At 68.5% G+C, this 14,074-nt stretch carries 13 protein-coding genes; 9 read left to right on the top strand and 4 right to left on the bottom strand.

Translation table 11 applies throughout. The annotated features are described in order from the left end of the window. The first annotated feature begins 127 nt into the window (after window positions 1-127). The 7 genes from ENE74_RS01985 (at window position 128) to ENE74_RS01955 (ending at window position 9,367) form a co-directional block, all read left to right on the top strand. On the top strand, window positions 128-2,455 hold the full coding sequence (locus ENE74_RS01985) for a DUF2460 domain-containing protein (protein ID WP_206517643.1): 2,328 nt from the start codon (window positions 128-130) through the stop codon (window positions 2,453-2,455). Then, entirely contained in the window at window positions 2,452-3,273 is an 822-nt protein-coding gene (locus ENE74_RS01980) for a DUF2163 domain-containing protein (RefSeq protein ID WP_127688959.1), read from the top strand. The genes ENE74_RS01985 and ENE74_RS01980 overlap by 4 nt, the downstream gene beginning before the upstream one ends. Window positions 3,274-3,443: 170 nt before the next feature. Next, on the top strand, window positions 3,444-3,842 hold the full coding sequence (locus ENE74_RS01975) for a peptidoglycan endopeptidase (protein WP_127688958.1): 399 nt from the start codon (window positions 3,444-3,446) through the stop codon (window positions 3,840-3,842). A 130-nt stretch (window positions 3,843-3,972) separates the two neighbouring features. Further along, window positions 3,973-6,210 carry a GTA baseplate fiber-binding domain-containing protein gene (locus ENE74_RS01970; RefSeq protein WP_127688957.1) on the top strand — a complete coding sequence of 746 codons (2,238 nt, stop codon included), beginning with the start codon at window positions 3,973-3,975 and terminating at the stop codon, window positions 6,208-6,210. Between the two features lie 142 nt (window positions 6,211-6,352). After that, a complete protein-coding gene (locus ENE74_RS01965) occupies window positions 6,353-6,853 on the top strand; it encodes a DUF2793 domain-containing protein (protein WP_127688956.1) in 501 nt (166 codons plus the stop codon). A 231-nt stretch (window positions 6,854-7,084) separates the two neighbouring features. Next, window positions 7,085-8,161: an OmpA family protein gene (locus ENE74_RS01960; protein ID WP_127688955.1), complete on the top strand. Its 1,077-nt coding sequence runs from the start codon at window positions 7,085-7,087 to the stop codon at window positions 8,159-8,161. A gap of 198 nt (window positions 8,162-8,359) precedes the next feature. Continuing rightward, window positions 8,360-9,367: a bifunctional helix-turn-helix transcriptional regulator/GNAT family N-acetyltransferase gene (locus ENE74_RS01955; protein ID WP_127688954.1), complete on the top strand. Its 1,008-nt coding sequence runs from the start codon at window positions 8,360-8,362 to the stop codon at window positions 9,365-9,367. Here the strand turns inward: ENE74_RS01955 and ENE74_RS01950 are convergent. From ENE74_RS01950 to ENE74_RS01935, 4 genes are read right to left on the bottom strand one after another with little or no spacing between them, the layout of a single operon-like run. Then, a complete protein-coding gene (locus ENE74_RS01950; RefSeq protein ID WP_127688953.1) occupies window positions 9,296-10,351 on the bottom strand; it encodes a nucleotidyltransferase domain-containing protein in 1,056 nt (351 codons plus the stop codon). The two genes, ENE74_RS01955 and ENE74_RS01950, sit on opposite strands and share 72 nt — an antisense overlap. Beyond that, window positions 10,348-11,214, bottom strand: a complete 867-nt coding sequence (locus ENE74_RS01945) for an HprK-related kinase A (RefSeq protein WP_127688952.1) — start codon at window positions 11,212-11,214, stop codon at window positions 10,348-10,350. Before ENE74_RS01945 ends, ENE74_RS01950 begins: the two co-directional genes overlap by 4 nt. Continuing rightward, window positions 11,211-11,495: an HPr-rel-A system PqqD family peptide chaperone gene (locus tag ENE74_RS01940; RefSeq protein WP_127688951.1), complete on the bottom strand. Its 285-nt coding sequence runs from the start codon at window positions 11,493-11,495 to the stop codon at window positions 11,211-11,213. Before ENE74_RS01940 ends, ENE74_RS01945 begins: the two co-directional genes overlap by 4 nt. 45 nt (window positions 11,496-11,540) lie before the next feature. Next, the gene (locus ENE74_RS01935; RefSeq protein WP_127689519.1) at window positions 11,541-11,957 is read right to left on the bottom strand and encodes a hypothetical protein; all 417 of its coding nucleotides are present in this window, start codon (window positions 11,955-11,957) and stop codon (window positions 11,541-11,543) included. Window positions 11,958-12,041: 84 nt separating this feature from the next. On the opposite strand from ENE74_RS01935, the gene ENE74_RS01930 reads away from it, so the two are divergent. After that, window positions 12,042-13,301: a sensor histidine kinase gene (locus ENE74_RS01930; protein ID WP_127688950.1), complete on the top strand. Its 1,260-nt coding sequence runs from the start codon at window positions 12,042-12,044 to the stop codon at window positions 13,299-13,301. Then, complete coding sequence (locus ENE74_RS01925) at window positions 13,298-14,017, top strand: aspartate/glutamate racemase family protein (protein WP_127688949.1); 720 nt, start codon at window positions 13,298-13,300, stop codon at window positions 14,015-14,017. Before ENE74_RS01930 ends, ENE74_RS01925 begins: the two co-directional genes overlap by 4 nt. Window positions 14,018-14,074 lie beyond the last annotated feature (57 nt).

The raw sequence follows: 14,074 nt of genomic DNA, 5'->3' as shown, positions 1-14,074 counted from the left end.
GGCCCCTCTCCCGCTGCGACTAGGCAGCACGCTGCCAAGTCTCGCTGCCCTCCCCCAATGGGGGAGGAGGATTTGCGGCGCGCGAAAATCCTCCCCTGCAAGGGGAGGATTTATAGGGGAAATCATGATGGATCACTGGTTGGCGGATGCCCGGGCGGGGCAGGAGGGGGCGTGGATGAAGCGGTTTGCCGCGCCCTATTGGACAGTCAATTTTCCGCGGCCGATGATGGCGGCGGTGACGACGACCGGGCCGGACAGTCTGCGCGTCGATGCCACATTTTGCGGGTCGGGCGATCTGGCCGGGCTGATCTGGGACGCGGAGGACCGGTGGGATCACCCTTTGCTCGTCTATGAAACGAACCGGGATTTCCGGGGCTGCGTGTTGCGGTTTCGCTGGCGGAGCGGGGGAATACTGCCGCTCGACGCGATCAATGGCCCGACCTTGACGATCGAGGGTCGCGACGCCGCCGGAAATCCGCGAAGCTGGTATGTGCGGCTGTGGAATTATGCCGTCGGAACGCCGGAGGATGCGACGATCAGCCTTGATTTCGCGGCGCTCGACGGCGGCTTCCTGCTGCCGGGCGAGGCCGATCCGGTGTGGGCGGGGGACGTGGACCGGATGTTCGTGTCGCTGGTGCCGCCGGGCTATGACGAAGGCGGCACGCCCTTTGCCGCGCCGGTCGAAGGCTGGGCGGCGATGACGGACATGGCCTGCGACGGGGCGGGATCGGTGCTGGCGGTCGGCGACGTGATGCTGCCCGAACATGGGATCGGCATCGCCAACGGTTACGACGACTGTTTCAACCAGACGTCCGAACGGCTGATCCGGGCGATGCTCGCGCTCGGCTATCGCGGCGACATTCTGCATTATGTGGGGATGAGCCATTATTTCGCGCTGGCGCGTGACGGGGCGGGGTGGATCGCGACCGGCGCTGGCGGCGCGGCGCTGAACGCGCCGTGCGTGGCCTGGCACCGGGACTTTGCGGAACGGGCACAGGCGCTGGGCTTCGGCATCATCTGGTCGCTGTCCTACGAACTGTTCGACGCGCATTGCCCGCAGGCGTGGAAGCAGCGGGCGGAGAACGGCGATCCGGCGCTGACGGGGTGGGTGCCGCCCTCCACCCTGCTGTCGCCTGCCAATGCGGCGGCGATGGGCTATTTGCAGGGCGTCGCGCAGGCATTCGTGGGGATCGCGCTGGACGCGGGATTGCCGGTGCAATTTCAGGTGGGGGAACCCTGGTGGTGGGTGTTGCCCGCCGACGGGCGGATATGCCTGTATGACGATGCGGCGCGGGCGCGGTTCGGCGCGGCGCTGGTTTCCATTCCCGATGTGCGGGGGAGCAAGGATGCGGCGCAGCGGGCGCTGCTCGATCTGGCGGGCGTGGTGCTGGCGGAGTCGACGGCGGCGCTGTGCGCGGCGGTGAAGGCGGTGGCGCCCGACGCGGTGACGCATCTGCTCGTCTATCTGCCGACGATCCTGGACCCTGACGCGCCGGAAGCCAAGCGTGTGAACATGCCGGTCGGCTGGGCGGCCCCGGCGTTCGACGTGCTGCAACTGGAGGATTATGACTGGGTGACGCAGGGGCGCGTGGCGCTGACCGCGCGGGGGATCGCGGAAGCCACGGCGCGGCTCGGCTATCCGGTGGCGGCGCAGCATTATCTGTCGGGCTTCGTGCTGCTGGCGCAGGATGCGGCGGCGCAATGGCCAAGGATCGTGGCGGCGGCGCGGGCGGCGCGCGACCGGGGGACGGCGCGGACCTTCCTGTGGGCGCTGCCGCAGGTGGCGCGCGACGGCCTGACCCTATTCACGCTGGACGAGGAGAGCGATGTGCAGGCGTTCGACGATGTGATCTTTCCGCTGGCGCTGGGACGCGAGGCGAGCGTCGTTCCGACATTTTCGACGCAGACGGTCGAGAGCCTTTCGGGGCATGAGCGGCGCAGCAGCGACTGGGCGGATGCGCGGATGCGCTATGATGTCGGGCCGGGGGTGCGATCCGAAAGCGACGTGGCGACGCTGATCGCCTTTTTCCGGGCGCGACGGGGGGCGGCGCGCGGCTTTCGCTTTACCGATCCGTTCGACGACCGGTCCTGCGCGCTGGGCGACACGCCGGGGCCGCTCGACCAGTTTCTGGGGACGGGGGACGGCGCGGCGAGCGCGTTCCAGTTGTGCAAATATTACGGAGCGGGCGGGGACGCGCAGCAACGGATCATCACCCGGCCGGTGGCGGGGAGCATCAGGATCGCGGTGGACGGTGTGGAGCGTACGAGCGGGTGGAGCCATGCGGGGCTGGGGGTGATCGCCTTCGATATCGCGCCCGCCGCCGGGGCGGCGATCACGGCCGGTTTTCGCTTCGACGTGCCGGTGCGCTTTGCCGAGGATGCGCTGGAAGTGAGCCGCGCAACGCATGCGGCGGGCGAGGTGCCTTCGGTGCCGCTGGTGGAGCTGCGCGCATGAGCGCGGCGGCGATACTCGGGCAGGATCTTTCGGCGCTGGCCTTTTGCTGGCGGCTGGCGCGGCGCGACGGCGTGACGATCGGCCTGACCAGCCACGACCGCGATCTGACGGTCGGCGGGGTGCGGTATCGCGCGGCACCGGGGCTGGTGCCCTCGGCCATCCGGCAGGGGACTGAGCTGGAACCGGAGAGCATGGACGTGCGCGGCGCCCTTTCCAGCGATGCGATCACGGTGCGCGATCTGGAGGCGGGGCGCTGGGACGGCGCGGCGGTGACGCTGGCGCTGACCGAGTGGACCGATCCGGGTGCGCTGTGGCTGGTGCTGGCGCAGGGCACATTGGGCGCAGTGGAGCGCGAAGGCGCGGCGTTCACGGCCGAGCTGGCGGGCGCGGCGGCGGTGCTGAACGCGCCGGTCGCGCCCGAGACGACGCCCGATTGCCGTGCGACCCTGGGCGACAGGGATTGCCGCGTGGACCTGGCCAAATGGCGGCGGGTGGCGGTGGCGAGCGGGGCGGACGATGCCGTGGTCGGGATTACGGGCGGGATGGGGGCGGAAGAGTATTACGCGTTCGGGACGCTGCGCTGGCTGGGCGGGGCGAATGTCGGGATCGTGCAGGCCATCGTGGCGGGCGACGCGGACGGCGTGACGCTGGCCGATGCACCGCCCTTTGCCGTGACGCCGGGGACGCGGGTGCTGCTGACGCAAGGCTGCGACCGGCGGCTGGAAAGCTGTGTGGGGCGCTTTGCCAATGCGGTCAATTTTCGCGGCGAGCCGTGGCTGCCGGGCAACGATCTGCTGACGCGCTATCCGGGGGCGTGAGCGTGGTTCGCGCGGAGGCGTGGAGGCGCGGAGGGCTATTTTGCTCGCCGCGTCTTTGCGTCTTTGCGCGCGATTTTGTTCTCCTGCGAAAGCAGGAGTCCAGGGTTGCCGGGTTCTGACCAAGAGACACTGGGTTCCTGCTTTCGCAGGAACACCGAAGGGGAAGGCACATGAAGAGAGGCGACAGGATCGTCGCGGCGGCGCGGGCGCTGGTCGGCGTGCCGTTCCGCCTGCATGGGCGGGTGGCGGAGAGCGGGCTGGATTGCGTGGGGCTGGTCGCCTGCGCGCTGGCGGCGGCGGGGCATCGGGCTGCGGTGCCCGAGGGCTATGGGCTGCGCGGCGGCGATCCGGCGCGCTTTGCCGGATGGCTGCGGGCCGCCGGGCTGCGGCGGGTGCGGACAGGCAAGCCGGGCGATGTGCTGCTGGTGCAGGCGGGACCGGCGCAATTCCACCTGATGCTGCGGGTGCCGGGCGGGTTCGTGCATGCGCATGCGGGCTTGCGGCGGGTGGTGGAGATGCCGGGCGCGGCGCTGTGGCCGGTGATCGGGATGTGGCGCTGGGGGCGGTAGGGGGCGCGCTTGGGCGGAACCCCTCTCCAAGTTCCGGTAGGCCGCACGCGGCCAACCTTCACTATCCTCTCCCACCGGAGAAGAGATGCTGGCCTCTCCCGCTGGAGAGGAGAGTTACAGGGAATATCATATGGCGACGATTGTGCTGGGGGCGGTGGGGACGGTGCTGGGCGGGCCGGTTGGCGGGGCGATCGGGGCGCTGGCTGGGCGGGCCTTCGATCAGGCGGTGCTGTTTCAACCGGGGCGCAGGCAGGGGCCGCGCCTTACCGAATTGCAGGTGCAGACATCCACCTATGGCACGCAGATACCCCGCGTGTTCGGCACGATGCGGGTGGCGGGCACGGTGATCTGGGCGACCGACCTGCGCGAGACCGCCACGAACAGCGGCGGCGGCAAGGGACAGCCGGGGGTGACGACGTTCAGCTATGCGGCGAGCTTTGCCGTGGCTCTATCGGCGCGGCGGGTGCTGCGCATCGGCCGGATATGGGCGGACGGCAATCTGCTGCGCGGGGAAGCGGGCGATTTCAAGAGCGAGATCGGCGCATTCCGCCTGCATGACGGCGGCCCGGATCAGGCGGTCGATCCGCTGATCGCGGCGGCGGAAGGCGTGGGGCAGACGCCCGCGCATCGCGGCATCGCCTATGCGCTGTTCGAGGATCTGCAACTGGCCGATTATGGCAACCGCATTCCTTCGCTGACGTTCGAAGTCGTCGCCGATGACGGGCCGGTATCGGCAGGGGCGATCGTGGCGGATCTGACCGGGGGTGCGATCACGGGCGGGGCGACCGCGGCTGAGGGCGAGAGCGTCGATGGCTATGCCGCGAGCGGCGAGGATATCGCGGCGGCGATCGATCCGCTGGTGCAGGCGCAGGGGCTGGTGCTGACCGCGCGCGCCGACGGCCTGTCGCTGACCCAGCCACAACCGGGCGGGACGATCGGCCTGCCGAGCCTGGCGGCGCGGATCAACGGTACGGCGGAAGCGGCGCGCAGGGCAGCGCGCGACCCCGCCGAGGATGTGCCGCTGCGCCTTGGCCTGCGCCATTATGCGCCCGCGCGCGACTATCAGGCGGGCATGCAGACAGCCGTGCGGCCGGGCGTGGGGCGCGTCGCGCGGACCATCGACCTGCCCGCCGCGATGGATGCGGAGGCGGCGAAGGCGCTGGCGCAGGCCCGGCTGACGCAGGCGTGGCGCGCGCGCGGGCGCATCGACCTGCTGTGCGGATGGGATGCGCTGTTGCATGTGCCGGGCAGCATCGTGACGGTTGCAGGGGATGCGGGCGAGGGGGAGGCGGGCATGGGGGAAGCCGGGCGCTGGCGGGTGGAAACGCGCGAATGGGCGGACATGGGCGTACGCCTGCGCCTGCGCGGCTGGCCCGGTGCGGCCGCCCCCGTCACGGCGGCGAGCGGCGGGCGCGTGCTGCGCCAGCCGGATGCGCCGCATGGGGCCACCCGGCTGATGATCGCGGAATTGCCCGTCGTCGGCGACAGCGCGCCGGATGCGCCGGTGGTGATGCTGGCGGCGGCGGGGGTATCCGAAGGATGGCGGCGCGCGGCGCTGTTCACGGTCGATCCGGCCAGCGGCACCGCCAGCCCTATCGGCCGGACGGCACCCGCCGCTGTGATGGGCCATGTGGTCGTGCCGCCGGGTGCAGGATCGGCAAGCCTGTTCGACCGGCACGGCAGCATCGACGTGGCGGTGCCGACCGGTGGCGCGGCGCTGACGGGGGCGGACGACGCGGCGCTGCTGCGCGGGGCCAATCTGTGTCTGGTGGGCGAGGAGCTGATCCAGTTCGGGCGCGTGCAGCCGATAGGGCCGGGCCAGTATCGGCTGACGCATCTGCTGCGCGGGCGTCGGGGCACCGAATGGGCGATCGCCGGGCATGCCGCCGGTGAGGCGTTTCTGCTGATCGATGCCGACCGGCTGGTCGCGGTGCCGGGCGAGGCGGTGGCGCGCGGGGCGCTGTTTCAGGCGATGGCGATCGGGATCGGCGACACGGTGCCGGTGGACGCGGTGCGGCTGATCCGGGGCGAGGCGATGCTGCCGCTCGCGCCGGTGCATCTGGCGGCGCAGGCGGAGGGCGCGGGCGACTGGCGCATCAGCTGGATACGCCGCAGCCGGACCGGATGGGACTGGGCCGATGGCGTGGATGCGCCGCTGGGCGAGGAACGCGAAGGCTGGGCGATCGCGGTGGTGGCGGGCGGGGCAGTGCTGCGGACGGTCGAGACCGACGTGGCGTCCTGGCTCTATCCGGCGGCCGACCGGGCGGCGGACCTGGCTGCGGCGGGCGGCGGCGCGATTACGCTGCGGGTGCAGCAGCGCGGGACGCATGGCCTCGGCCGTCCTGCGATGCTGGGGATCGGGGGGTGAGGATCACATACAGCGGGCGGTTCCCCTGCGAAGGCAGGGGGCCAGGGCAACGAAGGGCAATTCCATGTGGCCCTGGGCCCCTGCTTTCGCAGGGGAACGGGATGGGGCTGAATACGAGCCTTAAACCATGCAAGGAGACGGAATGATGGCGAATGAGAGCGCGCGACTGGCGCTGCCCCTGTTGCAGGCGGGGCAGGCGCAGAAGGAACTGACGCATAACGAGGCGCTGACGCGACTCGACATCGCGGTGCAGCCGCTGGTGGAAAGCGCGACGCTGGCCAGCCCGCCGCCAAGCCCCGTGCCCGGCCAGTGCTGGATCGTCGCGGCATCGCCGACCGGGGCCTGGGCGGGGCAGGCGGACGCGATCGCCGGATGGACCGAAGGGGGATGGCGCTTCGTCGCGCCGGTCATGGGCATGGCGGCGCACGTGCGCGATCGCGGCCATGCGATGGCATGGGACGGCACAGCCTGGCGCGACGGGGCGGTGCGCGCCGACGGCTTCTATCAGGGCGGCCTCCGCGTGATCGGCGGGCGCGGCGCGGCGATCCCCGACCCCTCCGGCGGGGGTGTTATCGACGTCGAGGGGCGGGCGGCGACCGGGGCGATATTGGCCATGCTGCGCCTGCACGGTATGATCGCCTGAATGCTGATCTGGAGCGCGACTTTCGCGCACCGTTCCGCAAAGCCAACAAAAAAAATGCACGAGCGAAACTATGCAAGAAATGCAGCAATTCCAAGGGTATCGAAGGCGAGATTTGGTTGCGGCACTGCGGCATTTTGGCCACAGTTCCGCGATTTGCGCACTTGCCATGAAACTTTCCACAAGCTAGACGGTTTCCGCAGTCCTTCGTGACCATTTTGAAAGGGGAATATTATGCGGAAGCTTGCCCTCGCAGCAGCGCTCGCTACCACGGCCTTGGCGACCCCCGCCATGGCGCGTGATGATGCCTGGTACATCGGCGCCAACGCCGGTGGCATGATCGTGGAAGACATCGATCTGACGATCATCAACCCGGTTGCCACGGCCGACTACAACACCGGCTATGATGTCGATGGCGTCATCGGTTACGATTTCGGCGGCTTCCGCCTTGAATCGGAAGTCGCGTTCAAGCGCGCCTACACCGACGTCGTGGCCTACAGCAACGGTGTCAACAGCACGCGCGGCAACGTGCGCTCGCTCAGCTTCATGGTCAACGGCCTGCTTGACTTCGGTCCCGACGATGGCCTTCAGGGCTTCATCGGCGGCGGTGTCGGCGTTGCCCGCACCTATCTCTACACGCTGACCACCGATGATTCGGACACCGGTTTTGCATGGCAGGCTATCGCCGGCGTGCGCTTCCCGCTGACCGACAAGCTCGATGCTTCGCTGAAGTATCGCTTCTACAACCACCCCGACATGGGCCTGGTCACCAGCAACCGCCCCGATCCGCGCTTCAACGCGGCCGGTTCGGACGTCGATGCCCGCCTGCGCACCCACAGCGTGCTCGTCGGCCTGAGCTACAACTTCGGCGAACCGGCAGCTCCTCCGCCGCCCCCGCCGCCGCCGCCTCCCCCGCCGCCCCCGCCGCCGCCTCCCCCGCCGCCTCCGCCGGCTGTGGAATGCACGCCTGGGCCGTACATCGTGTTCTTCGAATGGGACAAGTCGAACATCACCCCCGATGCCGCGACCATCCTGGACAACGCGATTTCGGCGTACAGCAACTGCGGTTCGGCGCAGGTCATGCTGGCCGGTCACGCGGACAAGTCGGGTTCGGCTTCGTACAACGTCGGCCTGTCGCAGCGTCGCAACGACGCGGTGAAGAGCTACCTGACGTCCAAGGGCATCCCCGATGGCGTGATCTCGACCGAAGCGTTCGGCGAGAGCAAGCCCCGCGTGGAAACCGCCGATGGCGTTCGCGAACTCCAGAACCGTCGCGTGGAAATCACCTACGGTCCGGGTTCGGGCATGTAAGCCTTGCCGTCAGCCCTTCGGGACTGATGCAAAAGAAGGGGCTGGTCGCAAGACCGGCCCCTTTCTTTTTGTGCCGTCGCTGCGGGATGCGGGAATGAGATCAGTGTTGCCGATGCGTCCGCTTCGTTTCTTCAAAAATCGGCGATGTACATATGTAGATAGTTGACACAGTCAACAAATCGGGCTGAATGGGGGGGCATGGACCAAGCCATCGAATCCGTTCGCGCTTTCAACCGCTTCTTTACCCGGCATGTCGGAGCAATTGATGCGCGGTTTCTCGACACGGATGTCAATCTGGCGGAGGCAAGACTGCTATTCGAAATTGCCCGGCAACAGCCCGTGCTGGCCAATGCGCTCCAGGATACGCTGGGGCTTGATCGCGGCTATCTGAGCCGGATGATTGCCCGGTTCGAGACTCGTGGCTGGGTGATCCGGGATCGCCTTTCCGAAGATGCTCGCGCCCGTCCCATTGCCCTGACACCGAAAGGCCATGCGATCTTCACGCTGATCGATGAGCGGCAACGCACGGCTGTCGCGCAGGATCTGGATCGGCTGAGCGTCGTGGAGCGCGATGACCTGATGCAGGCGCTGACAAAAGCGCGCCTGCTGCTCGATCCGCAGGCCTGCGCCCGTTTTACGATACGGCCTGCGCGGACCGGCGAAGTCAGCCAGGTCGCCACGCGCCAGTCCATTTTATACGCGCAAAGCCATGGCTGGGGCCGTGAACTGGAGGCGCTGGAGGCCGAGACGACCGCCGCATTCCTCCGCAATTTCAAGCCGGACCGTGAGCAATGCTGGGTGGCCGATATCGAAGGCGTGATGGCCGGCGCGGTTTTCCTGACCGATGAGGGCGAGGATGTTGCCCGCCTTCGCCTGTTGCATGTGGAACCCTTTGCCCGACAACGCGGAATCGGCGATGCGCTTGTCCGCACTTGCATCGGCTTTGCGCGGGACAAGGGCTATGCCGCAGTCACGCTGTGGACTCACACTGTGCTGGATGCAGCGCGGCGCATCTATGCGCGCAACGGCTTCACATGCGTCTCCACCGATGTGCATCACGCCTTTGGCGATCCGGTGCAGGGCGAGACATGGCACCTGCCGCTGAGCCAGGCCGCGATAGGGCCGCACGCTCGATCACCCCGGCCGGTGCCCCTTGCGCCATTTGGTGAGGAGGTGGCGGGCGAGCATCGGGGGGGGCATGCGTAGCAGGTGGGAGCGGACGTAGAACAACTGGCGAAGTGCCTTGTGCGTTTCGCGGCCCCAGCCGTCGCGCGCGAGGAGGCGCGTGAGGAACAGGCGGTCGCTGGGCCGTAGCCGAAGGTCGAGCGAGATTGGCGCGCTGTAGGCTTTGACCGGCGTTCCGTAGAGATGATGCGCCAACCGCAGGGCGCGGGCGACGGGCGCGGCGAGATCGTGCCGGGCGGCTTCTTCCATCAGGCTTAGGGTGAAATCCTCTTGCGCCGCGCCGGATGCGCTGCACAGACAGTGAATATCCCACAGATTGCGCAGGCCGCCCGCCAGATCGCCATCGGCAAGCAGATGCGCGGCGGCATGGCAGACCCTATGTTCGAGCGACAATATCCGCAGGCCGCCGGGCAGCGCGATGCTGGCCGCGATCATGGCTGCGATATCGGGCTTTGGCCGCGCGGTGAGCGGCAGAATCGTGTGATGCACGTCGATCATCCGGTCGCGGTCGCGGTGGATGAGCGGGGGCAGCTCGTGCATCCACTGGCGGTAGTAAGCGTCGTCATAGGGATCGGGCTTCACCCATTCCCAGCCTGCATCCAGCAGCGCCGCCTCGACCGCATCCAGCGCGTCGCGGGGCACCAATATGTCGAGATCGCCGATGAAGCGGCCCAGTGCAGGGGAGAGGGGCGCGGCCAAGAGTCCGGCGGCGGCATAAGCGGTGCCCTTGAGCAGGATCACCGGGATAGCGAGAGGCGCGAGGGCGGCGGCGGCGCGATCGGCCTCCCACAGGGCGGTCTGCGCCTCCCGCGCGGCATCGAAGCGGGCATCGGCGAGGATGGGGCGGACGGCGGGCGGCACAGCGACGCCTTCGAGCCGGAAGGCGAGCGTGCCGATCAGCCGTTCGGCGCGGGCGGCGGCGATCAGCGCGTTCCACTGCGCGCCCGACAGCCCGGCGACGGACGCGGGATCGCGCAGCGCAGCGACGAGAAGCGCGGCGCTCACCGCAGCGCGTTCCACAGATCATCGACCAGCGCCAGGGCGCTGTTCCCGTCGGGAAAGTCGATGGCCTGGGCGGGAATGGTCTGAACGAAGCGACTGAGACAATCGAACCCCGCTTCGCCGAGCGCGGTGTAATTGGTCGAAGCCTGCGTCAGCCGCATGAAGCATTCGCCGGGATCGACGGGGCGGATATCGACAGGCTGGCCATAGCGCGGGAAGAGCAGCAGCGCCGGCGTGGCGGGGCGATCCATCCGCGCGATCGCATCGGCGCGCGGGCGCAGATGGCGGATGTCGCCTTTCGCCGTGCCGCGCAGCAACGGGCCGAAACGGGCGGCGTCCGCCACCTGCGCCTCCATCGCCGCAATCGCGCTGTTCTTGAGCGAAATGAGGCGGGGGAAGGCATGCACCGCCCCCGTCGCCGGATCGAGCAGCGCGAACTCGTCCCCCATGAAGCGCCAGCCGCGTTCGCCGAGCATCGCGGCCAGCGTGGATTTGCCCGAGCCGGATTCGCCGGTCATCAGCAGCGCGCGGCCATCCTTTTCCACGCAGGCGGCATGCAGCAGCAGATGCCGCCGCCAGCCGAGCGCCATTTGCAGGTTCATCCCCATTTCCGCGGCGAGCAGCCCGTGGGCGAGCGCCATCGGCGCGGCATCGGCCAGGCCATGATCGCCGGTAATGTGGATCGACGGGCGGATGTAGCGCCGCCAGGGCCGGACCGGATCAAGCCGCACGGTGAAATCGGCAATGCCACCGGGCGGGGCGGGATAATCATGATAAAGTGCGGCGAGCCGCGCCACCGGTGCGCGCCATGCGGCGCCGATGCGGAAGCTGGCCGGGCCGATGGTGAGGGCGATGCGATGCTTCATGCGGCGCGGATCAGGCCGAGCGCCGCCATTTCGGCGAGATGCGTGGCGATGGCGGCGCGCGCCTCATCAGGATCGCCCAGGTCGTAGCAGGTGGCGAGGCGCGCATGGATGGCGTGGCTGTCTAGCGGATGCGCGCCTAGCGCGGCCAGGATTTCCGGTACGGGGCTGGCGACCATATGCGTCTGGCCGGACGGGCGATGATAGAGGAGGGTGATGTCCGCGAGTGGCCGGATGACAAGATCGGTGGCCGGGATGGCACGATAATGGGGAAGGCTGGTCATCGCGCCGCGCATTCTATTGCGCGCCGGTTAAAAAAGCGCGGTCAATCAGCGCGGCATCTGGAGCGAGGCATAGCAGGTGAAGCCGCTTTGCCCGGATTGCAGGCGGCGGATATAGTTGAGATAGGCCTGGCTCTGCTGATAGCTGGCGCCCGGCAGGGTGCGGCCGCGCAGCGCCGCGCGCACTTCCTCCCCCGTGAAGGGGCGGCGCGACCCGGCGAAGGCGCCCTTCGTGCCCGCTGGCACCAGCGATCCGTTGGCCGCGATGTGACTGGCCGAGCGCGCGGGATCGGGCACCGGGATCTGGCAGGAAAGCACCGAGGCCGCCGTCTGCGCCAGCGCGGGGCGGATCGAGATGATCGCCGAAGCCGCCGCCGCACCGCCCATCAGCAACTGTCGCCGCGACGGTGCGCCGGAACGGGTTTGATCGGGGCCGATGGGGTCGCGGCCGGTTCCCTCCGGCATGTCCCCGTTCGGGCCGTCAGTTTCTTGCGCGCTCATGGCGATTAGCCATCGCAGCAATTGCGCGAATAATCTAGGCCGGTAACCATGAATCGCACCAGCCCGCTCCAGAACATCGTATCCGTCGCCGTGGTGCTGGCGGGGGCGGCGGGCACCTATCTGTTCGGCGGTCATTGGGAAAGTGGCGTGATCGCAGGGGTGGCCGGGCTGCTTGCGCTGTTCATCATGGCCGACAGCGCGCCGCCGCCGACCGCCGCGACGATCGACCAGCCCGCAGGGCCGACGGCGGTCGATCTGCTCGACCATCCCGACTTTCCCGCCGTGCTGGAAGGGATATCCGAACCGCTGCTGATCGCCGCGCGGGGCAAGGTGGTGCGGGCGAACCGCGCGGCGCTGCGCCTGCTGGGCACGCATATCGTGGGGGAGGATGCCCGCATCGCCATCCGCCACCCCGCCGCCGCCGAGCGCCTTTCCAGCCCCGGCCCGATGGCCGAGCCGGTGTCGATCAATCTGGTCGGGCTGGGTACGCGCGAACAGCGATGGGAAATGCGGATAGCGGCGCTGCCCTCGCATGACGACAATGCCGTCAGCGGCGACGACAAGCGCCGCATCGTGCATCTGATGGACCGCACCGGCAGCTATGCCGCGGAACGGATGCGCGTCGATTTCGTCGCCAATGCCAGCCACGAACTGCGCACCCCGCTGGCCGCGATCCTGGGCTTCATCGAAACGCTGGCCGATCCGATCGCGGCGGAGGACAAGAATACGCGCGGCCGCTTCCTGAAGATCATGGACGGCGAGGCGCGGCGGATGCAGCGGCTGGTCGACGATTTGATGTCGCTTTCGCGCATCGAGGCGGAGAAATATCGCACCCCGGACGATGCGATCGACCTGCGTGAGCTGGCGGCCGAAGTGGTGGCGGTGTTCCGCGACAGCCACGGCCCGCGCGGGCAGGATGTGGTGGCGCAGATCGATAGCGCCGCGCCGCCGGTGCAGGGCGACCGCGCGCAACTGTCGCAGGTGCTGCACAATCTGGTCGGCAATTCGGTGAAATATGCGCGGCCGGGCACGCCGATTACCGTCAGCCTGACGGGCGGCGCATCGGGCATGGTGCGCCTGTCCGTGGCGGACGAAGGCGAAGGCATCGGCCCGGACCATCTGCCGCGCCTGACGGAGCGTTTCTATCGCGTCGATTCAGGCCGCAGCCGCGCGATGGGCGGCACCGGCCTTGGCCTTGCGATCGTGAAGCATATCGTGGAGCGGCACCGCGGCCGGATGGACATCGCCAGCATCGTGGGCAAGGGAACGACGATCACGATCTTGCTGCCGGTGGCGGAAGAGGCGTGAAAACCATCGGCCTGGTCGGCGGTATGAGCTGGGAAAGCTCCGCCCATTATTATCGCATCATCAACCAGGCGGTGCAGGCGCGGCTGGGCGGGGTCCATTCGGCGCGATGCCTGCTCTATTCGCTGGATTTCGGGGATATTGCCGCCAAGCAGCATGCGGGGGACTGGGACGCACTGACCGCCGACATGATCGACGCGGCGCAGCGGCTTGAACAGGGCGGGGCGGACGTCGTCCTGATCTGCACCAACACCATGCATCTGATGGCCGATGCGGTCGCGGCGGGCATCAGGGTGCCGCTGCTGCATATTGCCGATGCGACCGGCGCAAGGATCAGGGCGGACGGGCTGGAGAAGGTCGCGCTGATCGGCACGGCCTTCACGATGGAGCAGCCCTTCTACACCGCGCGGCTGGCCGAGCGGTTCGGGCTGGAAGTGATAGTGCCCGAGGCGGATGACCGCAGGACGGTGCATGCGATCATCTATGACGAGCTGGTGAAGGGCGTGGTCAATCCCGCCTCACGCGTGGCCTATCGCGAGGTGATGGCCCAACTGGCGGCGCGCGGGGCGCAGGCGATCATCCTTGGCTGCACGGAAATCATGCTCCTGGTGGAGAAGGGCGACGCCAGCGTGCCGCTGTATGATACAACCACGCTGCATGCGATGGCGGCGGTGGAGATGGCTCTGGCGGTGGATAGCCCCAAAGAATTGAGGCTGTAACGCTCTCCCTCGAAAGTCGGAGAGGGCAGGCTTAGCTGCAAAAAATGTCCGAAAGCG

It is taken from the genome of Sphingobium algorifonticola, from assembly GCF_004005485.1.
In the GTDB taxonomy this organism is placed as follows: domain Bacteria; phylum Pseudomonadota; class Alphaproteobacteria; order Sphingomonadales; family Sphingomonadaceae; genus Sphingobium; species Sphingobium algorifonticola.
Note: the sequence above shows the minus strand (reverse complement) of the source record. Positions and strands in the feature narration are given on the sequence as shown.